Origin of the sequence: Flexivirga meconopsidis (assembly GCF_026162425.1) — a bacterium.
In the GTDB taxonomy this organism is placed as follows: Bacteria; Actinomycetota; Actinomycetes; order Actinomycetales; family Dermatophilaceae; genus Flexivirga; species Flexivirga meconopsidis.
In genome coordinates this window covers 323,226-342,908 of record NZ_JAOBQJ010000002.1, presented here as the reverse complement: position 1 = coordinate 342,908, position 19,683 = coordinate 323,226, and the positions used below count along the sequence as shown (strand labels likewise).

The window sequence follows — 19,683 nt, the reverse complement described above, 5'->3', positions numbered from 1 at the left end:
CGACCTCAATGGTCCAGAGGCTGCAGATCGCTCGGATAGACAATCTCGATCTCGGAGATAGTCTTCGGAAAGTCCTTGCGATTGTTGGTGAGGAAGTATTTGGCATCGCTGACGACCCCGGTGGCCAGATGTGCGGCGTCGGCCGCTCGCAGTCCGTAGCCGACCGCGAGAGAGAGCGCGACGCGCCCCGTGTCTTCATCGACCGGCCGAAGTTCGAGGCGACTGAGCAGCCGGATGAGCTGATCCGTCTCGGCTGACTCCGGATCCTGACGCATTGGTTTGGTGAGCACCTCGGGCAGCAGGAGCACGGATCCGACCCCGACCACGGCACCTGCGGAGTCGGCAAATAGTTCGCGGACCCGGGCGCCGAGTGGATGGTCATGGCTTGCCGCGTAGATCAACACATCGGCGTCGAACGCAATCCCATCGCTCACCGGCGGCTGCGGCTCTTCTGCATTGCGTCGACAAGCTCATCGGCTCGTTCGGCGTCGATGACGGGTTCTCCCAGCGGCTCGGTGCGCGCGAGGTCGAGTCGCGCGGCCAGTCGGTCTGATGCATCCCTGGCGGCAAGCCTGCGCCTGGTCCTCAACGTATCGGGGCGCACCAGCACTGCGACCACTTTGCCGTGCCGTGTGATCTCGATTTCCTCGCCAGCCTCGACCCGGTCGAGCTGGCGCGGCAGAGTCTGACGTGCGGTGCTGACACTGATTGCCATGACATAATTGTACACTGATGTACATCGATGTACACATGCCGAGACGGTCTCAGTCGCCCGAAGCAATCGGCGAGCGACGTTCCCACGTAAGGACTTTCACATGCCAACCTTCCGCGAGGCCATCGAAACCGGCGACTTGGCCGCAGTCGACGCGATGCTGGCCGACGAGGTCGTCTTCCGCAGTCCCGTCGCCTTCAAGCCGTATGCCGGCAAGGCCATCACCAGCGCGATCCTGCGCGCGGTGGTGGAGGTCTTCGAGGACTTCCGTTACGTGCGGGAGATCCGCGACGACGGGGGAGCCGATCACGCGCTCGTCTTCGAAGCCAAGGTCGACGGGTTGCAGCTGACCGGGTGCGACTTCCTGCACTACGACGCGGCCGGCAAGATCGACGACTTCATGGTGATGGTGCGCCCGCTCAAGGGCGCGCAGGCACTCGCCGATCGCATGGGCGAGCGGTTCGACGCGATCAAAGCCGCTGCCGCGCGCGGCAAATGAGCTGACGGCGCGCTTCAGCTCGCCGCTGCCATCGCCTCCCGGCGCCGCTGGTCGGCGGATTCCTTGTTGGCCGCAAGCTGCTCCCTTGAGTAGAACGTGCGCCAGCCGGGGTTGCCGAAGCGGCGCCGCAACCCGAAGTAGATGGGAGCGAACTGACCGGCGACGGGCCGCGGGATCGCCCGCCAGAGCATCCCGTGCAGCCGACGCTCGAGGCGGTCCACCGAGGTCTCGCGCAGTCCCATTCCGGCGTGGAACTTCTGCGGGACGCCAGCAAGGATGCCGACCCGGATCGTGCGGGTGGCCGGGAGCGACAGCAGTCGCCAGAGGGCATCCGGCATTGCATCCCAGCCACGGGGCTTCGCCAGCCGCAGCGCATGGTCGACGATGAACTGCACCTCAGGCCCGGTCTCGAGGACCTCGTCGACGAAAGGCTGCCAGTAGTCGAGGAATTCGGCGTACGTAGCGGGCAGGTCGCGGACGCCATATCGCCGGCCGATTTCCACCAGACCGCGATACGCCTGCTCGCGTTCGGTGTCAGTGTGGAACAGCCGGAACGCGTCGGCGATGTCGATGCCGCCCTTGAGGATCGACCCCCAAGTCCAGTTCCAGACGTCCTTGTTCCACGCGTGGTATGCCGAACCGTCCGGCATAGTGCCAGCGATCGGGCGGTGCAACTCGTTCAGCCCGTGCGCCACTTCGTCGGCCTCCGGCCCGGCGAAGACGATGCCCATCACCATCTCGTAGGTGCTGATCAACCGTCGTGCATTGGCTTGAAGGTCGGCCAGCGGATCGGTGCCGTTGATCGCGCGGTCCTGCTCGCTCAGCACGTGCGCGATTTTGGGGTGCAGCGTGGGCATGATCAGTGCCGGCACGTTCGCGTACATCAACACCAGCGGGTGCCCTGCGACCCAGCGCCCGAAAGAGCCTGGTGCCAAAGGGTCTTCATCAGCATGTATGGCGGAAGTCATCAGTGCTCCGGATGTTCGGGTCGGTCGAGGAAGATGTCACGCTCGAGGCCCTCGGTCGGGCCGTATTCCGACAGGTCGGTGACGCCGGCCTCGCGCAACACGTCGACGTCGATGAAGGCGTTACCGCTGCACTCGCCGGCCGGTTTGCCCAGGATCTCCATCGCTGCGTCCGCGACGATCTCGGGCGTGCGGGCCTTCGCCATCGCCTCGTCCCCGCCGAGCAGGTTCTGCACCGCAGCCGTCGCGATCAACGTCTCCGGCCACAGGCAGTTTGCCGCCACGGGGACATCGGCATACTCCGCCGCCCACCCCAGGGTCAGCATCGTCATGCCGTACTTCGCAAGGGTGTATGCCGGGTGCGCGCCGAGCCACTTCGGATTGAGGTTGAGCGGCGGTGACAGGGACAGAATGTGCGGGTTGTCGGCCTTGCGCAGGTGGGGGAGCGCAGTGCTCGTCAGCAGGTAGGTGCCTCGCAGCTGGATGCCCGTCATCAGGTCAAAACGCTTGACGGGCAACGATTCCGTCGGCTGCAACGCGATTGCCGACGCATTGTTGACGACGATGTCGATCCCGCCGAACTCATCGACGGTCTGCTGCACTGCGGCCTTGACGCTCTCCTCGTCACGCACATCCCCGACGATCGCAAGGCCCGCGCCGCCGGCGTCGTCGATCTCGGCTGCGGCCGTGTGCACCGTCCCCGGCAGGCGCGGGTCAGGCTTGTCCGTCTTGGCGAGTATGGCGACGTTCGCACCCTGCCGGGCGGCCGCCACCGCGATCGCCAGGCCGATGCCCCGGCTGCCGCCAGACATCAGGATTGTGCGACCGCGCAGATCGTTCTTGGACATGGTGCCTCACTGGGTCGGGTGCAGATGCCGAGAAAATTACACTCTCAGACCGGGTGAGACAAGACTGTAATATTCCTGCCGTGTACCGTCACGTCGGTGACCGACAGCCCGCTCGTGCCTCAGGTCTCGGCTCGTTCGTCGGTGCTGAGCCTGCTCCTGGCCCTGCACCCGCCGACCCTGACAGCCCGCGAAATCGTCACTGCCATGGACTTTTTCGGCGTTACCGAGTCGACTACACGCGTTGCGCTCACCCGAATGGTTGCCGGCGGTGACCTCGTCCGTCACGACGCGTCCTACACGCTTTCCGAGCGGCTGCTGCAGCGACAACGCGACGTCGAGCCACCCGCACAGCGCCGCTGGCGAGGCACCTGGGAGCTCGCCGTGGTCACCACCACCGGGCGCAGCGCGGCCGACCGCACTGCGCTGCGCACCGAGATGCAACGGCAACGGGTTGCTGAGCTCCGGGAGGGCGTGTGGACTCGGCCCGCCAACCTCAAACGGACGTGGCCGCAACGCCTGTTGCACGTGTCAACCTGCTTCGAGGCTCGACCCACCGAGGACAGCACCGACCTGGCCGCCCGGCTCTGGGATCTGGACGGGTGGGCCGCTCGAGGGCATGCGCTCCTCGAAGCCGTCGATCACGTCACCGACGAGCAGAGCCGGTTTCGCACGATGGTCGCCGCGGTGCGGCACCTGCAAAGCGATCCGCTGCTGCCTGACGAGCTATTGCCCGTCGACTGGCCAGCTGCCGCCCTCGCGGCCCGGTATGACGACTACCGTCGATGGGTCGGCACTTTGCGAGTCAACCACTGAGCAACCCGACCGATCAGCCGGTCCGGGCGTCGATTGGCAAGATCGACAATCGCATCCACCGTTGCCCAGCGCAGCTTGCCTCCCGACAGCACGGCTGCGCCGCGCAGGGGCAGCTCCTCAAAGCCACGCTTCACAGCAGCCTTGGTCGTCTCGTCGGGTTCACCCGAACTGGCCGGCCCGAATCGCCACATCATGGCCTTCAGGAGGGCGCCGATCCGCGTCTGTGCGATTTCCCCAATCGTCGAGTCCCGGGTGAACGGTCGCACCGGACGCGGGATGGGGATGGCACGCCCGAGACGCCTGGTGAAATCCGCGTCGGTGGACGCGATCGGCGGCGCACCCGCCGGATCGGCACTAGTACGCACTCCGTTGGTCACTTCGGCCGTGAGTGTCTGCACGATGTCCACAGACGACCGAGCGACCTCGACTTCGAAGACCCCTTCCGGTGTGGCCCAACGGTTTTCGATCACGTCGAAGTACTGGAAGGCTCGCGCGGGAATGGTCAACGCCAGCGTCCGGCTCTCGCCCGGTTCGAGCTCCACCTTGGCGAAGGTGGCAAGCGTGCGCGCAGGACGGCACACGATCCCGGTGCGATCACCCAGGTAGACCTGCACGACGTCGGAGCCGGTGCGTTCGCCGATGTTGGTCACTGTGACGGAGACGTCGATATCGTCCCCGGCAGCCACGGAGTCGTTGCCGAGACCTATCGAGCTCCACTCGAATGTCGTGTAACCCGAACCATGTCCGAAGGCGAAGGCGGGCTCGATGTCCGCCGTGACGAAGTGCCGATAACCGACGAACAGCCCTTCGCGATACTCCACCTGGTGCGGCTGTCCGGGGAAGAACGGATCGGCCGCGACGTCGCGGGCAGAGCGCGGGAAGGTCTCCGCGAGCCGTCCGCCGGGCTCGACGTCGCCATACAGGACATCGACAAGGGCGCCACCGCTCGCTTGTCCGCCGAGGTAGGACTCCAGGATCGCCGCGACGTCGTCGGCCCATGGCAGCGTGACCGGCGACCCGTTGGACAACGACACCACGGTTCGGGGATTGGCCGCGCAGACCTCGGCCATGAGCTGGTTGTGCCCGTCCGGTAGCGCCAGCGTGCTGCGGTCGAACCCTTCGCTCTCGGCGATGTCCGGCAGCCCGACCATGACCACCGCGATGTCCGCGGCGCGAGCCATATCGGCCGCCGCGGCAATCCGATCTGCGTGCGCTGCACCGGTGTTCGGATCGTATGCCGACAAGTAGCTGAACTCGACTCCGCGCCGCCGGAACTCATCCAACGCTGTGGTGATGCGAGTCGGCACCACCTGCGAACTCCCGCCGCCCTGGAAGCGCGGGCTCTCCGCAGTCGCACCGATCAGCGCCACGGTCACACCCGGCGACAACGGCAGCGTGCCATCGTTGCGCAGCAGCACGGTGCCGGCCGCGGCTGCTCGACGGGCCAGCGCATCGTGCTCGTCCACCGGGATGGTGCCCGACGCGTGACGCGGTGACCGGGCCACCAGGTCCAGCACTCGCTGGGCGCAAGCGGTCACCGACTGTTCGTCCAGCCGGCCCGCGCGCACGGCATCCATGACAGCGCCGTCGGACAGGCCGCGGCTGCTCGGCATCTCCAGGTCCATCCCGGCGGCGACCCCGGCCGCGCGGTCACCGACCGCGCTCCAATCGCTCATCACCATCCCGTCGAATCCCCATTCGCCACGCAGGATTTCGCGGATCAGATGGTCACTCTCGGTGGCCGCGGTGCCGTTCACACTGTTGTATGACGCCATCACCGTCCATGGCTTCGACGTGATGACCGCATGCTCGAAGCCGGCCAGGTAGATCTCGCGCAGGGTCCGCTCGTCGACGACCGCATCGACGACCATCCGGTAGGACTCCTGGTTGTTGACCGCGAAGTGCTTCAGGCAGGCGCCCACTCCCGCGCTCTGGATGCCACGCACCGCAGCGGCCGCGCACCGGCCACTGAGCACCGGATCTTCGGAGTAATACTCGAAGTTGCGACCGCCAAACGGGTGGCGTTTGATGTTCAGGCCCGGGCCGAGCACCACGTCGACTCCGAGGGCACGAGCCTCGACACCGACCGCGTGACCGACCTGCTCGATCAGGTCCTCGTCCCAGGTGCTGGCCATCGTGACCGCCGGCGGGAAACAGGTCGCCGGCTCGCTCTCCACCAGAGCGAGACCGTTGGTGTCGGGGTCCTGGAAGCGCAGACCGTGCGGACCGTCGCTGAGGATGGCGGTCGGAAGCTGTTTGTCACCAAGTGATTCGGTGCGCCAGAAGGTGCCGCCGGACAGCAACGCGACCTGCTCGGCAAGCGTCAGGTCGCGGGCCTGCGGGATGTCGTTCGTGGGGTTGTCGTTGTGGGCCACGTCGTCAGTCTGTCAGCGGAGGCCGCCTGCCGTCATACCTGCACGGCGCGGGCGCGCCGTGCAGGTATGACGGTCCGACGGGTGACGGCCTGCCCGTCAGAAGTAGACGCCGGCCACCGGGCCGGTGCCGGTCTCGGTGCGGCCGAGCAACTGCTTGGTCTGCACGTCGTAGTCGTCGATGTAACCGGTCTGCCCGGGCGGCAGCAGGTAGAAGATGTCGTAGAACAGCGGACGCAGCACCGGCGGCAGGTTGCTCACCGGCCCGAGGTCACTCACATAGGCGTGCTTCCCGTCGGGGCTGAACCCGACATACGCCGGCGCCGTCGGGGTGCGCAGCACCTGCTTCACCGTGGCGGTCGCCGGATCGATGATCGTCAGGTTGTAGGTGTCCTTGCCGAAGCCGATGTCGGCAACCCAGAGTTCGCTCTCATCCTGGGTCAGCGTCGCCGACAGCGGCCAGGAGCCTTGCGGCAATTGAACGGTGCGCGTCACGCGCCACTGCTCGGTGTCGATGATCGCGATGTTGGAGTTGAGGAAGTTGATCGAGTAGAGGGTCTTGCCGTCCTTGCTCAGCACAGCCCAGCCCGGCGCGAGGCCCTTGACCGAGATCGACGGCTTGATCTTGCGTCCGGTCGCCGACGAATAGGACGCCACGGTGCCGTAGGTCGCGAACGCGTAGAACGACTGAGTGTCCGGCGTGATCTCGATGTCGATGGGCAGGAACGCAATCGGGAACGTCGCCACGATCTTGTCGGTCGCGGTGTCGATCTTCTGCACCACGGAGAACGCGGTCGGCACCAGTAGGAACTTGCCGTCGGGCGACATCGCCTCGGACGCGTATGCCGGACCGAGGGTCGCGATCTTCTTGGTGATCGTGTTGGTGGCGGTGTCGATCACCGTGACCTGGCCCTGCAACGGGCCGAAGTTGTCGACGTAGATCTTGCGGTGGTCCGGCGTCGCGCGCAGCACGATTGGATGCATGCCGACGTTCGCGATCTTGGCCACGACCGTGCGAGTGCTGGGATTGATTGCCCAGACTGCATTTTCGTCGGTGATGGGCACGTAGATGAGACCCTCGACGGATGCGGCGTTGGGGCTGGCGGCCAGCGACGACACGCTCTGCTTGTGCGACGTCGGCTGCGGGCGTCCCGTGGCGGGCTGTTGGCTGGCGGCCTGTGGGCCGGCAGTCCGCTGAGCCGCCGCCTGCTGTACGGCGGGAGCCTTCGGTGCGTCGGGCGCCGCGTGGGCAGCGGGGGTCGCGACGACGGCCGAGGTGGCGATGGCCGCCGAGGCGGTCACTCCCACGACGATCGCGCGGAACCTGCTTCGGAGTCTGGTTTTCATGAATCGTCCTTTGTCAGCGGGAAATTGGCGGGACCCAGGCGCTGATGCCGGGGCCGGGGCGAGTCGGCAGCGTTTCGAGCACCTGATCGGTGCGCGGGTCGAACACGATGAGTCGGCCCGGTCCGAGCGCACCGACCAGGATCAGGTTGAAGAAGGCGATCGCCTCGCCGACGGGCGTGGGCAGCCACTTCGTGCCCGACCCGAGATCGCTGAGGTAGCCACGGGTGCCGTCGGCACTGAACGTCACACCGGTGGTCGCGCCCTCGGTCTTGATCCGGCCGGTGATGCGGTCGGTGGCAACGTCGACGATCAGCATGTCGGTGCCGCCGAAGAGCGTCACGTAGAGCTTGTCACCGCTCGGCGCGAGCGTGGAGGTGAAGGCACCGGGGTCGGTGGGCAGCCAGAAGTTGCGACCGCTGGTCGGGATGATGCGCGTCAGCTTCCACCGCTCGAGATCGATCACCCCGATCGAGTTGACTGTGTCGGTGTAGAGCTTCTTGCCGTCCGCGGTGAAGGTGTACCAGAAGGTGGCAACACCGCCGCTCCAGATCGGCTTCTTCACGACCGCACCGGTTTTCGCGTCATACGCGCCGATGAAGCCGGTGGCGAAGCCGACGTAGAGCAAGCCGTCGGGGCCCATGATCGAACCCACCGGGATGTCCGCGAAACGGAAGCGACGCACCACCTGATCGGTCTCGGTGCTCACGACCTCGATCTGGAAGCCGAGCTCGGGCAGGAAGATCTCGGTGCCGTCGTTGGAGGTAAAGGCGCCGAGCGGGGTGCTGGCCACCTGCAGGGTCTTGGTCGTGTTGCGGGCTCGGTCGATGATGGAGATCGTCGCCGGCAGCACCCCGAAGTTGTCGCTGTAGATTTTGTTGCCGTCCGGTGTGATCGCCAGCACGGCGGGGCGGGTCGCCTTGGGACCCACCGGGATTCGCCGGGTGAAGGTGTTGGTCGCGGTGTCGAGCACCGCGATGGTGTCGGCGTCGACCTCCGGTAGGTACAGCTCACCGGCCGGGCCGGCACCGGCGGGAACCGACGCGGCTGTCGGCGCGGTGCCCGGAGTGGTTGCGCGCGCGGGAGTGCCGGCCTCGACCACGGCGAGGCCTGCGGTCGCCGCACCGGCGGTCAGCAGACCGCGGCGACTGATGGGTGGGGGATTCACGGTGCTCCTTTAGATGTTGGTGCTGGTCGGGATGCGGCTGGGCAGCAGATATTCGTAGGGCTCCGCACGCGTGGCGTTGCGGCCGGCGATCGTCTGCTCGACGCCACGCAGCGCGGACTGGAAGTTGCTGAGCGGACTGCTGATTCGTGGGTCGGTCAGAGCAGGGGAGTAGGGGAAGTCGTTCGTGCGGTAGTCACCGAGCGGCCGGTAGAAGACCCCACCCAGGAGGTTGAGGAAGTACATCTGGGCGAGCCCGGCGAAAACCGGCGGGAGCTGCTTGATCCAGTCGGCCTCGGTGTGCCCCGTGGCCGAAGTGGGCGGCGGTGTGCTCGTCATACCAGCAGAGAACGGCGCGTAGGTCATCAGATCCGCCTGCGGGTAGTTCACTGCAGCGTGTTGCGCGCTGGCGGTGAAGATCACCATCGTCACCACGTCGATCAGTTGTGCCCGGGTGGTGATCCTCCGGAAACCCTTGACCTTGCCGACGGCGATCAATTCGTTTGCCCAGGCGGCGAGTTCGGTGTCCCCGGTGACGTCGGCGTCGCTCGCGTAGTAAACCCGCAGGTAGTCGGTGACCCACCCCCGCAGCGCGTCCCACACGAGTAGCGAGTCATCCCGGTAGGGGTAATCCGGCAGTGCGGTCGTGTCATCGACCCCGCGGGCGGCGAACTCGGCGTGCGGCATGTTGCCGTAGAAGTCCCAGCTGAGGCGCGCCTGGCCGGCGCCCTGCTGCAGGTCCGAGATCGGCGCGGCCAGAATGATGTCGCCAAAGGTGTTGGGAGCCATGATGATCAGGGCGGCCAACTCGTTGATGAACAGGTCACCTTCGAAGTGCGGCGACAGCAGCACGTTGAGCGGGTGGGTGGGCGCGAGGTGGCGGTGCGTCGCCACGCAGAAGGCCTCCGAGACCAGGTGGGTCCGAGCCAGGTGGACGATCATCTCGTGATGGTTGAAATCGGCCGTCTGCACCACGGTCTTGGCCATCTGCCAGCCCCAATAGTGAGCGCTGTCATCGGGTTTCGGACGCAGCACCATGGTCGTCCCGGCATCCTGACCGCACTGGATGGCGACCGCTTGCAGTGATCCGCCACCCTGCGGCACCGCGAACAGTGCGATCGGCGCCGAGTTGTAACCGTTGCCGGTCAACGCCTTGTAGGTCGCGTGCGCCGGGGCCATCGCGCCGAGCGGCGCATAGTCGGCCAGGTAGAGCCGGCGCTCGGCGATGGCGGCGCTCAGGCTGTCACCGGCCATCACCTGCTGGTAGTCGGCGTCGCTGAGCGTGAACTTTGTCGGCAGCGCGCCGGTGACCCGCTGGATCACCATCGGGTTGGCGCCCGCCACCCGCAGCCTGGCGAAGACCGCGTCGTCGTGCACGTTCTGTTCCACCGACGGGATCGGCATGGTTGACCACATCGCGTTGAAGCGGGCCAGTCCGTCAGGGTTGCCGAAGTCGCCGATTCCCTTACCGGCCAACAGATCCGCGGACAATGTGGTGATCAGGCTGCCGCGGATGGTCGCGAGTTGCGCGGTGGTGACGCCGAGCGACGTGCGGATCGCGGTGAGCTTCCCCTGGGTGATCGGGTCGACGCCAGTGCGTCCGGCGTTCGCGACAGCCAGCGCGTCATACTGCTTGCGAAGCTGCGCGGTGCTCGCCTTGAGGTTCTTCAGCTGGGTCTGCTGCGGGATGAGCGCCGCGTCGAGGGACGCGTCGAACTGCGGGATAATCGACCCGAGCAGGTTGATGAACAGGTCGATGCCCCGCTCGACCGCCAGCAGCAACCACTCCAAGGTCGGCTGCTCGTCGAGCGGCACCCAGGCGGCCATCGGCACCCCGCTGAGGTTGGGGGCGTGGGTGGTCCAGACGTATTCGAGCTGCTTGCCGGACAGCCGGGCACGGCGCACGAGTGCTGCGGTCGGAGAGTCGTACTGCGGGAGCGTGGGGACCGTCGGGGTGGCCGCGGCGGCCGCGGGGGTGCGGGCGAGGCCGCAGACGGTGGCTCCGGCGCCGATGGCCGCGGAGGTGGTGACGAAGGTTCGGCGGCTGAAATCGCGCATGATTGATTGCTTCCAAGGTCGGGGGTGGAGAGCAGATCCGGGGGATCAGGCTTATCGATGCAGCACGCATACTAAGCAGTAACTTAGTCATGTGGTCAATACATGTGACTAATTATTTTGATTGCCGATTCAATGAATACTACACACATGTATCATTTTGGTCGGCCGTCCACGAGTTTTGCTCTGGTATGCCGAAAGGCCCCGGATCCCAGGAGGATTCGGGGCCTTTCGGCAGGTCGGTGCGCTAGGACTTCCCGTCGGTCTTGTCGAGCGGCACCGATCCGTGCAGCCCGGGGATCCGGCCCCGGCTGCCCAGCGCGAGTTTGGAGTGGCTACGGCCGTAGGCGAAGTAGACGATCAGACCGATCACCAGCCAGACCAGGAAGCGCAGCCAGGTTTCGACGGCGAGGCTGGCCATTAGCCCGAAGCAGCAGAGCGCAGTGATGATCGGCAGCAACGGCACCTGCGGCGTGCGGAACGGACGATCCATGCGGGGTTTGGTGCGCCGCAGGACCGCCACCGCGATGGCGACCACCACGAAGGCGAAGAGCGTGCCGATACTGACCATTTCGGCGAGTGTCGCCAGCTTGACGAAGGCGGCGATGATCGCAACCACGATCGTCGTACCGATGGTCAGGAAGAACGGCGTGCGGTACTTCGGGTGCGCCCGGCCCACGGACTCCGGCACCAGGCCATCGCGTGAGAGCGCGAAGCCGATGCGGCCCATCGCGACGATGTCCACCAGGATCACCGAGCTCAGACCACAGACCGCGGCGAGGCCGATCAGGAAGCCGGCGATGCCGATATGCGGTTTGAATGCCTCGGAGATTGGCGCACCCTCGTCGAGGTTGGTGTATTTCACCATGCCGGTGATCACGAAACACACTGCGAGATAAAGGAACGTGCAGATCAGCAGGGTGCCGATGAGACCGCGCGGCATGTCCTTGCCCGGGTTCTTGGTCTCCTCGCCGAGGTTGGCGACCGCCTCGAATCCGCTGTAGGCGAAGAACACCACCGCGGCCGCGACCAGCACGCCGGCGACACCGAACGACGACGGCTGTATGCCGGAAACCCACTGCCACAACGGTTGTTTCAGCTCCTCACCGCCACCCTCGGCAGGGACCGACTTCGGGAAGAACGGCGTCAGGTTGGACATCTTCAGGAAGAACAATCCGGCCACGATCACGAAGAGACAGACGGCTACCTTGGTGACCACCAACGCGTTGGTCACCCACTTGGACTCCTTGATGCCAACCGCCGCAACGGTCCCCAGCACCAGCACGATGAACACGGCACCGAGGTTCACCGTCGACCCCTCGCCCATGATGCTGTCCCAGAACGACCCGTGCAGGCCTAACGCGCTTTGCAGATAGCCGGACCAGCCACGCGCGACCACCGCTGCCCCCAAAGCGAATTCGAGCACCAGGTCCCACGCGATGATCCAGGCGAAGATCTCCCCGATCGTGGTGTAGGCGTAGGTGTAGGAGCTGCCCGCGGTCGGCACCGCGGACGCGACCTCGGCATAACACAGCGCAGCCATCATGCTGATGATGCCGGCGATCGCGAACGACACCACGATCGCCGGACCGGCCTGGTTCTTGGCCTCAACCCCGGTCAAGGTGAAGATGCCGGTGCCGATCACGATGCCGATCCCGAAACCCATCAGGTCCCGGGCAGTCAGGGTCTTCGACAGGCCCTCGCCGTGGCTCTCGCCCTCGTCATTCTGATGTATGACGGTGTCGACGTCCTTGGTGCGGACGAGCGTTCGTAGAACTCCCATTCCCTGACAGTAGGGGAACTATGCGCCGAGCGGGAGATAGGAATGGCTCCGAATCCCGGCGGGATTCGGAGCCAATCCTGGTCCGCGAGTGACGGCTGGATCGCCGAGCGACGGCCCGATCGGGGCGTCAACTAAATGTCGTAGTACAACTCGAACTCGTGCGGGTGCGGACGGAACCGCAGCGGGTCGACCTCGTTGGTGCGCTTGTAGTCGATCCACGTCTCGATGAGGTCCTCGGTGAAGACGTCGCCCTCGGTGAGGAAGTCGTGGTCGGCCTCGAGCGCGTCCAGCACGGCCGGCAGCGAGTCGGGCACCTGCGCGATGTTCGCGTGCTCCTCCGGCGGCAGCTCGTAGAGGTCCTTGTCGACCGGCTCCGGCGGCTCGATGCGGTTCTTAATCCCGTCCAGGCCCGCCATCAGCTGCGCCGCGAAGCACAGGTAGGGGTTGGCGCTCGGGTCGGGGATGCGGAACTCGATGCGCTTGGCCTTCGGCGAGGTGCCAGCGATCGGGATGCGGATGCACGCCGAGCGGTTGCGCGCCGAGTAGACCAGATTGACCGGCGCCTCGTAGCCCGGCACCAGCCGGTGGTAGGAGTTGACCGTCGGGTTGGTGAAGGCCAGCAGCGACGGGGCGTGCTTGAGCAGACCACCGATGTACCAGCGGGCGATGTCGGACAGGCCGCCATACCCCTTCTCGTCGAAGAACAGCGGCTCGCCGTCCTTCCACAGCGACTGGTGGGTGTGCATGCCCGAACCGTTGTCACCGAAAAGCGGCTTCGGCATGAACGTCGCGGTCTTGCCGTTCTCGAACACCGTGTTCTTGACGATGTACTTGAACTTCATGATGTCGTCACCGGCGCCGAGCAGCGTCGAGAAGGTGTAGTTGATCTCCTGCTGGCCAGCGGTGCCCACCTCGTGATGCGCGCGCTCGACGTTGAGGCCGACTTCGTGCAAGTTAGTGACGATGTCGTCACGCAGGTCGGCGAAGTGGTCGACGGGGGAGACCGGGAAGTAGCCACCCTTGTAACGCGGCTTGTAACCGAGGTTGCCGCCCTCCTCGTCGCGGCCGGTGTTCCACGCGCCCTCGACCGAGTCGATGTAGTAGTAGCCGGCATTCGCCTTGGTCTCGAAGCGGATGTCGTCGAAGATGTAGAACTCCGCCTCCGGCCCGAAGTAGGCCGTGTCGGCGATGCCGGTCGACTTCAGGTAGGCCTCAGCCTTCGCCGCAATGTTGCGCGGGTCGCGCGAATACGGCTCTCCGGTAAAGGGATCCACGATCGAGAAGTTGAGGATCAGGGTCTTGTGCTTGCGGAACGGGTCGAGGAACGCCGTCGTCGGGTCGGCGATCAGCTTCATGTCCGACTCGTGGATCGCCTGGAAGCCGCGGATCGACGAACCGTCGAACATCGCACCCTCCTTCAGCGCATCCTCGTCCAGGCTGCCGGCCGGGACGTTGAAGTGCTGCATCACCCCTGGGAGGTCACAGAAGCGGACATCCACGAACTCGACGTTCTCGTCCTTGATGTACTTCAAGACCTCATCGGCGGTGTTGAACATGAAACCTCCATCGATCGGTAAGCACGCTGAAGGCATCGGTGCCCAGCGTCAGCCGTGAGCCTAGGCGCGCACGATTTCCCGACCATCACCCGAAGGTTTCGCCTGTGTTACGCGCTGGTTCGCGCCCGGTGGCCGTGCATAAGTATGCCGAGCCGGGCCCGCCGACCCGAGCCGCGCCCACCTACTGGGCAGCCGCCGCCGGCTCCGATGTCGGCTTGATGGCCGGCTCGTCGACCAGGCGCCGCGGCTCCCAGCGGGCGTTCGTCATACCCAATCCGACGATGAAGGTGCTGACGATGACCGCCGACGTCAGGTAACGCGGCAGGGCCACCGGCCCGGCGAACAGGAACGCCAGGTTCACCAGGAACGGTGTGCAGCACGCCACCTGGAACCAGTTGCGCCGGCGTAGCGCGGCGACCAGCAACAGCAGCGGTAGCCACGAGGCGTAGAACGCCTTCGACCCCAGGATGGGCACTTGCGAGACCTGCGTCACCACGTCGTTCAGCCGGTGGCGCGGGCCGTCCAGGGCGTCCGGCTCGTCCAACCGGTCGGCCATCGCCTGGATCCGTGCCTTGCCGGTCGTGGGGTAGCTGCGCGCGGTCCAGAAGTCGATGTACCTGGTGAACTTGTTCTCGTTGACGACGTCGAAGCGGGTGACGGGGGCGAAGTACTCGAAGGTGTTGGCGGCCGTCGCGGACGCGGCGGTCCCGGGATAGCGCAGCAGCTGGTCGAACCACACCCCGAAGTAAGCGCTCTTCTCGGCGGCGCTCGCGTCGGTGTTCCACCGGCCCTTGGCCGAGTCCGAACGACGGGGCACATACGCCTTACCCAGCCCGTTCCAGCGCAGCACCTTGTCGATCACTTCCCTTTCGCGGGGCGGGATCTGGTTGCCGTGCGTGGCCGCGATGCGGGCCGTCTGCTGGATCGGCAGCGTGAACATGTCCGTGGAGGTCGGCTTCGCGATGTGGTTGGCCGGCAGGATCACCCCGGCCCAGAGCCCCTGGGAAAGTCCCGCGACGACCGCGAAACCGGCGATCAACGGCAGCACGCGACGCACGGCAACGGTGCACAGTAGGACGAGCAGACAGAGGACGATCAGATAGAGGTTGGTGCGCTTGCTGAGCACCAGCAGCAGGCTCGCCAGCACCATCGAGCCGCCGGCGAGCGGCCGGACCAGCGACCGGCCGCGGGTGCGCAGGCCCTCGGTGAAGAGCACCAGGAACGGCAGCCAGAAGATCGCGGCGAAGCTGTCCTTGCTCATCTGCGGGGTGACCATCAAAAAGATCGGCCAGAAGGCGGTGATCAGTGCAAGCACCGCCTGCGCGCGGCGGCCGAGGCCGAGGGTGGTCAGGTAACACAGCGCAAGACCCACGCCTGCGGCGAGCGCGACAACCTGGACGATCAGATAACTGAACAGCCCAAGGGCGTCGTTGCCGATTGCCCGGCCGAAATCCCAGAACCAGCCGAAGACCATCGTGTCGAACCAGGGGTGGTGGTCCGAACGCTTCTGCAGGCCCTGCCACTGCAGCCGCTGGGTGATCGTGTCGGAGTCGATGTTGCCCGGGAAGTGCACCGCGAGCCACACCAACCAGACGACCGCCACCGGCAGGAAGGTAGGCAGGAAAGAACGGCGAAGTGCTTCCCGCAGTGTGGGATTCGCCGCTTTCGTGCGACGGGCATCCCGCAGATCCAGCCAGTGGAAGAGCACCGACAACAGCACGTGGAAGACCACCGCGAATCCGATGACCGCGAGCGCCGACCACAGCACTGCCGACCAGGAACCGGCGAACTCGCGAGCGGTGTTGGTCTGCCGGTAGGACCAGCCGAGGACCGTGAACAGCGCGAACAGCACGGCGAGGCCCGCCGCCCAGGGGTCGGTGAAGCGGATCGCCCCAAGGCGCTGCTGTATGACGGGGCTCGTGCTGGGGTGAGCACCCGAGGTCCGCTCGGCACCGTGCTGCTCGGTGACCACGCGCGCAATATTAGGGTTGGTCGCTGTGACGGGAAGTGGAGACTCGGCAAGACCCGCGACCGGTTATCCGGGATCCGCGCTCGGCCTGCCGCAGGCCGGCCCCGGATCGATCGCACGGCTCGGCCCGCGCGTCGCCGCACTTGTCATCGACTGGCTGCTCTGCTCGCTGATCGCGACCGCATTCCTCGGCTACCGCTTCGGCGGTCAGGGCAGCGGCGGCTGGGCGCCGCTTGCGGTCTTCCTCGTCGAGAACGTCCTGCTGGTCGGCACGCTCGGCTCGACCGTGGGCCACCGGATCATGGGCTTGCACGTCTCCAAGGTCACTGGTGCCGCGGCGGGGCCGGTGCCTGCGTTGATCCGCAGCGTGCTGCTCTGCCTCGTCATACCGGCGGTCGTGTGGGACAAGGACGGCCGCGGCATGCACGACCGGTTGGCCGGCACGATCATCCGCCGGGTCCGCTGAGCGGTCTGGTCAGCGGGTGCGGATCGTCGCGCTGACCGGCGTCGGGTTGGCGAACAGGTCCAGCACCGGGCAGTGCTGCTGCACGGCGGCCTGTAGCTCGTCATACCGCTCCGGTGACTCCGGACCGGACAGTTCGACGGTCAGTCGGATGTCGGTGAAGCCCGGCCGCACGCTGTCGTCGACGCCGAACAGGCCGCGCACGTCGAGGTCCCCCTCGGCGTCGATCGTGACGTCGTCCAGTTGGATGCCGAGCTGCTGCGCATAGAGCCGGTACACCACCACCTGGCACGAAATCAGTGCACCCAGTGCGTATTCGACCGGGCTGGCTGCGGAGTCGTCGCCCGCGAGTGCGGCCGGCTCGTCGACCCGGAAGGTGTGCTTGCCCGCGGTGAGGTCGGTCGCGACGCTGCCCTGGCCGGTGCCGCGCACCGAATAGGTGAGTTTGGCGTTGTCCGCGTCCGTGCTGATCCGGTCGGACCACGCCTTACCGGCGTCGGTGAGGCGCGCTGCGCGGTCGGTGGCGGTGTCGACGGTTTGCGTGGTCATCCCAACTCCTGACGAAGTGTTATTGATGTAACAAGCAAACGTTATGTCGAGGGTTTGCGAAAGGCCCGGTCCACGCTGTGGACCGGGCGGTGGCGGGCTTTCGGCGAACGGACCGGACGCTCGTCGGGTCAGCGCCCGCGCAGCGCCTTGCGGTCCATCCGTGGTGCGTTGCGCGGGTCCATGCCCTTGGGGATCGGCGGCTTGGTGGCGCCGAGCGCACGCAGCCGCTTGTTGACCGCCTGCACCTCGGCGTCGGTCAGCTTCTTGTCGAGCTTGTTCATCGCCTTGGTGAGCTCGCCGACCTTGACGGTGTCGTCACCCGCGCCGACGCGCAACAGGTGCACCGGCACCTCGGCGCCCGCGACGCGGCTGACTCGCTTGCGCTCGGACTCGAGCAGCTTGCGCGCGGCACCCGACGGGCCCTCGCCGATGAGCACCACGCCCGGCTTGCCGACCGCGCGGAAAACCATTGCGGCGTTTGACAATTCGCTCATCTTGCGGGCGCGGCCAGCCTCCGCGGCAACCGGCTCCTGCTCGTAGTACCACCCGCGGCGCAGACCCTGCAGCACCGCGCTGGTGCCCCCGGCCTGACCGTCCAGCGCTCCGTATGCCGCCCGTTCGGCCAGCCTGCCGAAGACGATCAGGGCGGCCAGCAGGCCGAAGATGATGCCGATGATCCCGGTGTAGATGTAGCTGTCGAAGATCAGGTGCAGCAGGAAGGTGATGACCAGGAAGACCACGATGAACGCGGCCGCCATCCACAGCGGGATCAGCGGGTTCTGCTTGATCGACGCCTTCCAGAGCGTCGCGAACTGCGACAACCGACCCGGGTTGTTCGGGTCCTTCGGTTTACGCGAGAAACGTGACTTCTTGGCGGGTTCGGGCGCGCTCGACATACCCCTCAGGATAGGTCAGCGATGACCCTCCGGTGTCAACCGGCTGTGCGCTCCACCAGTGCAGCCGCCTCCTGGCGGGCGGGCGACTCCGCTGCGGCGGCCAGGTGCTGCAGGTTGGCCGGCAACTCGCGGCCCAGCTTGGCCATCGCACCGGCATACAGCTTGCCCGCACGGTATGACGAACGCACCAGCGGACCGGCCATGACGCCGAGGAAGCCGAGCTTTGTCGCGGTGTCCGCCCACTGCACGAACTCCTCCGGCTTGACCCACCGGTCGATCGGGTGGTGCTTGGGGGAGGGGCGCAGGTACTGGGTGATGGTGAGGATGTCGCAGCCGGCCTCGTGCAGATCGCGCAGCGCCTGCTCGACCTCGTGGTCCTCCTCGCCCATGCCGAGGATCAGGTTGGACTTGGTGATCAGCCCCGCCTCCTTGGCCATGGTGAGCACCTTGAGCGACTTCTCGTAGGTGAACGCCGGGCGGATCCGCCGGAAGATGCGCGGCACCGTCTCCAGGTTGTGCGCGAACACCTCGGGGCGGGCGTCGAAGACCTGACCGACCAGCTCGGGTTTGGCGCCGAAGTCGGGGGGCAGGATCTCCACGCCGGTGTTGGGGTTGAGCGCGTGGATCTGTCGGATCGTCTCGGCATACAGGCCGGCCGCGCCGTCCGGCTGGTCGTCGCGGGCCACCCCGGTGACCGTGCAGTAGCGCAGGCTCATGTCGCGGATCGACTCGGCGACGCGCCGCGGCTCGTCCAGGTCCAGCGCCGTGGGGCGTCCGGTGGCGATGTCGCAGAAATCGCAGCGGCGGGTGCAGACGTCGCCGCCGATGAGGAACGTCGCCTCACGGTCCTCCCAGCACTCGAAGATGTTGGGACAGCCGGCTTCCTGGCAGACGGTGTGCAGGCCCTGACCCTTCACCAGCTGATGGAGGCCGGTGTATGCCGGGCCCATCTTGGCGGTGGTGCGGATCCAGCTGGGCTTGCGCTCGATCGGCGTCTCGGCGTTGCGCGCCTCGACCCGCAGCATCTTGCGTCCCTCGGGTGCGACAGTCACCCCACCAGGCTACGTCCGGCCCGGGACTGGGTTCATTCGGGGCGCCGCAGGTCGAGCCGGGTGTCGTCGGTGATGCCGTAATAGGTGGTCGGGCCGCCGGCGCGCAGCACGGGATCGGCAGCGAGCGTGTCGAAGACGCCGTCGGCGAGCAGCCGATCGTCAATGTGTATGCCGACGACCTCGCCCACGACGAACCAGCTACCGACCTCGCTGCCTTCCGCCGACTGCAGCGGCACGATCTGAGTGACCTTGCACTCGAAGTTGACCGGCGATGCGGCCACTCGCGGTGCGCTGATCTCGGTCGACGGTGCGGCCTCGATGCCGGCCACCTCGAACTCGTCGACGTCATGGGTGGTCGAGGTGGCGTTCATCACCGGTGCCAGTTCGCGGGTCACCAGGTTCCAGGTGAATTCCCTTGTCGCCTCGCAGTTTTGGACGGTGCCCTTCCAGCCGTTGCTGGAAAACCCGACCAGTGGCGGGCGGTAGTGCAACGCATTGAAGAAGGAGTATGGCGCCAGGTTGCGCCGGCCCTGGGCGTCCAGCGTGCCGATCCAGCCGATCGGCCGCGGCGCGACGATTGCGTTGAACGGGTCGTGGGCAAGCCGATGGCCCTCGCTCGGTCGGTAGAAATGCACGGACCGA

General features: G+C 66.3%; 18 protein-coding genes. 3 read left to right on the top strand and 15 right to left on the bottom strand.

Annotated elements, in window-relative coordinates; all coding sequences use genetic code 11:
• Positions 1-5: 5 nt before the first annotated feature.
• Positions 6-434 carry a type II toxin-antitoxin system VapC family toxin gene (locus tag N2M23_RS07010; protein WP_265444320.1) on the bottom strand — a complete coding sequence of 143 codons (429 nt, stop codon included), beginning with the start codon at positions 432-434 and terminating at the stop codon, positions 6-8.
• Entirely contained in the window at positions 431-715 is a 285-nt protein-coding gene (locus N2M23_RS07005) for a type II toxin-antitoxin system Phd/YefM family antitoxin (protein ID WP_265444319.1), read from the bottom strand. Before N2M23_RS07005 ends, N2M23_RS07010 begins: the two co-directional genes overlap by 4 nt.
• 100 nt (positions 716-815) lie before the next feature.
• Between N2M23_RS07005 and N2M23_RS07000 the strand changes: the two genes are divergently transcribed.
• Entirely contained in the window at positions 816-1,211 is a 396-nt protein-coding gene (locus N2M23_RS07000; RefSeq protein WP_265444318.1) for a nuclear transport factor 2 family protein, read from the top strand.
• A 14-nt stretch (positions 1,212-1,225) separates the two neighbouring features.
• On the opposite strand, the gene N2M23_RS06995 is transcribed toward N2M23_RS07000, so the two are convergent.
• Both N2M23_RS06995 and N2M23_RS06990 read right to left on the bottom strand, forming a co-directional pair.
• Complete coding sequence (locus N2M23_RS06995; RefSeq protein WP_265444317.1) at positions 1,226-2,179, bottom strand: oxygenase MpaB family protein; 954 nt, start codon at positions 2,177-2,179, stop codon at positions 1,226-1,228.
• Entirely contained in the window at positions 2,179-3,024 is an 846-nt protein-coding gene (locus N2M23_RS06990; protein ID WP_265444316.1) for an SDR family oxidoreductase, read from the bottom strand. The genes N2M23_RS06995 and N2M23_RS06990 overlap by 1 nt, the downstream gene beginning before the upstream one ends.
• 96 nt (positions 3,025-3,120) lie before the next feature.
• Here N2M23_RS06990 and N2M23_RS06985 point away from each other — a divergent pair, with 96 nt between their 5' ends.
• Positions 3,121-3,837, top strand: a complete 717-nt coding sequence (locus N2M23_RS06985; RefSeq protein ID WP_265444315.1) for a PaaX family transcriptional regulator C-terminal domain-containing protein — start codon at positions 3,121-3,123, stop codon at positions 3,835-3,837.
• Here the strand turns inward: N2M23_RS06985 and N2M23_RS06980 are convergent.
• The 7 genes from N2M23_RS06980 to N2M23_RS06950 all read right to left on the bottom strand — a co-directional run bounded on the left by N2M23_RS06980 (position 3,798) and on the right by N2M23_RS06950 (position 16,084).
• Complete coding sequence (locus tag N2M23_RS06980; RefSeq protein ID WP_265444314.1) at positions 3,798-6,212, bottom strand: glycoside hydrolase family 3 C-terminal domain-containing protein; 2,415 nt, start codon at positions 6,210-6,212, stop codon at positions 3,798-3,800. The genes N2M23_RS06985 and N2M23_RS06980 overlap by 40 nt on opposite strands.
• 96 nt (positions 6,213-6,308) lie before the next feature.
• Positions 6,309-7,556, bottom strand: coding sequence for a YncE family protein (locus N2M23_RS06975; protein ID WP_265444312.1), 1,248 nt, complete (start codon positions 7,554-7,556; stop codon positions 6,309-6,311).
• Between the two features lie 13 nt (positions 7,557-7,569).
• Positions 7,570-8,721, bottom strand: coding sequence for a YncE family protein (locus tag N2M23_RS06970; protein ID WP_265444311.1), 1,152 nt, complete (start codon positions 8,719-8,721; stop codon positions 7,570-7,572).
• A 9-nt stretch (positions 8,722-8,730) separates the two neighbouring features.
• Positions 8,731-10,776 (bottom strand): lipoxygenase family protein, encoded by a 2,046-nt coding sequence (locus N2M23_RS06965; protein WP_265444310.1) that lies wholly within the window; start codon positions 10,774-10,776, stop codon positions 8,731-8,733.
• 244 nt (positions 10,777-11,020) lie between these two features.
• Positions 11,021-12,556 carry an APC family permease gene (locus tag N2M23_RS06960; protein WP_265444308.1) on the bottom strand — a complete coding sequence of 512 codons (1,536 nt, stop codon included), beginning with the start codon at positions 12,554-12,556 and terminating at the stop codon, positions 11,021-11,023.
• Between the two features lie 131 nt (positions 12,557-12,687).
• The gene (gene glnA / locus N2M23_RS06955; protein ID WP_265444306.1) at positions 12,688-14,112 is read right to left on the bottom strand and encodes a type I glutamate--ammonia ligase; all 1,425 of its coding nucleotides are present in this window, start codon (positions 14,110-14,112) and stop codon (positions 12,688-12,690) included.
• 181 nt (positions 14,113-14,293) lie between these two features.
• A complete protein-coding gene (locus N2M23_RS06950) occupies positions 14,294-16,084 on the bottom strand; it encodes a DUF6020 family protein (RefSeq protein ID WP_265444304.1) in 1,791 nt (596 codons plus the stop codon).
• A gap of 25 nt (positions 16,085-16,109) precedes the next feature.
• Here N2M23_RS06950 and N2M23_RS06945 point away from each other — a divergent pair, with 25 nt between their 5' ends.
• A complete protein-coding gene (locus N2M23_RS06945; protein ID WP_265444302.1) occupies positions 16,110-16,547 on the top strand; it encodes an RDD family protein in 438 nt (145 codons plus the stop codon).
• Between the two features lie 9 nt (positions 16,548-16,556).
• Here N2M23_RS06945 and N2M23_RS06940 read toward each other — a convergent pair whose 3' ends face one another.
• The 4 genes from N2M23_RS06940 to N2M23_RS06925 all read right to left on the bottom strand — a co-directional run bounded on the left by N2M23_RS06940 (position 16,557) and on the right by N2M23_RS06925 (position 19,676).
• Positions 16,557-17,093, bottom strand: a complete 537-nt coding sequence (locus N2M23_RS06940) for an OsmC family protein (protein WP_265444300.1) — start codon at positions 17,091-17,093, stop codon at positions 16,557-16,559.
• A 128-nt stretch (positions 17,094-17,221) separates the two neighbouring features.
• On the bottom strand, positions 17,222-17,989 hold the full coding sequence (locus tag N2M23_RS06935; RefSeq protein WP_265444299.1) for a DUF4191 domain-containing protein: 768 nt from the start codon (positions 17,987-17,989) through the stop codon (positions 17,222-17,224).
• 35 nt (positions 17,990-18,024) lie between these two features.
• A complete protein-coding gene (lipA, locus tag N2M23_RS06930) occupies positions 18,025-19,041 on the bottom strand; it encodes a lipoyl synthase (protein WP_265444298.1) in 1,017 nt (338 codons plus the stop codon).
• Positions 19,042-19,073: 32 nt separating this feature from the next.
• Positions 19,074-19,676, bottom strand: coding sequence for a flavin reductase family protein (locus N2M23_RS06925; RefSeq protein WP_265444296.1), 603 nt, complete (start codon positions 19,674-19,676; stop codon positions 19,074-19,076).
• Between the last annotated feature and the right edge of the window lie 7 nt (positions 19,677-19,683).

What these genes read in the sequence shown, in the direction of transcription:
- N2M23_RS07005 (WP_265444319.1), bottom strand. Translation starts at nt 715, where the DNA reads ATGGCAATCAGTGTCAGCACCGCACGTCAGACTCTGCCGCGCCAGCTC.
- N2M23_RS06965 (WP_265444310.1), bottom strand. Translation starts at nt 10,776, where the DNA reads ATGCGCGATTTCAGCCGCCGAACCTTCGTCACCACCTCCGCGGCCATC.
- N2M23_RS06975 (WP_265444312.1), bottom strand. Translation starts at nt 7,556, where the DNA reads ATGAAAACCAGACTCCGAAGCAGGTTCCGCGCGATCGTCGTGGGAGTG.
- N2M23_RS06960 (WP_265444308.1), bottom strand. Translation starts at nt 12,556, where the DNA reads ATGGGAGTTCTACGAACGCTCGTCCGCACCAAGGACGTCGACACCGTC.
- N2M23_RS06940 (WP_265444300.1), bottom strand. Translation starts at nt 17,093, where the DNA reads ATGACCACGCAAACCGTCGACACCGCCACCGACCGCGCAGCGCGCCTC.
- N2M23_RS06995 (WP_265444317.1), bottom strand. Translation starts at nt 2,179, where the DNA reads ATGACTTCCGCCATACATGCTGATGAAGACCCTTTGGCACCAGGCTCT.
- N2M23_RS07000 (WP_265444318.1), top strand. Translation starts at nt 816, where the DNA reads ATGCCAACCTTCCGCGAGGCCATCGAAACCGGCGACTTGGCCGCAGTC.
- N2M23_RS06935 (WP_265444299.1), bottom strand. Translation starts at nt 17,989, where the DNA reads ATGTCGAGCGCGCCCGAACCCGCCAAGAAGTCACGTTTCTCGCGTAAA.
- N2M23_RS06990 (WP_265444316.1), bottom strand. Translation starts at nt 3,024, where the DNA reads ATGTCCAAGAACGATCTGCGCGGTCGCACAATCCTGATGTCTGGCGGC.
- glnA (WP_265444306.1), bottom strand. Translation starts at nt 14,112, where the DNA reads ATGTTCAACACCGCCGATGAGGTCTTGAAGTACATCAAGGACGAGAAC.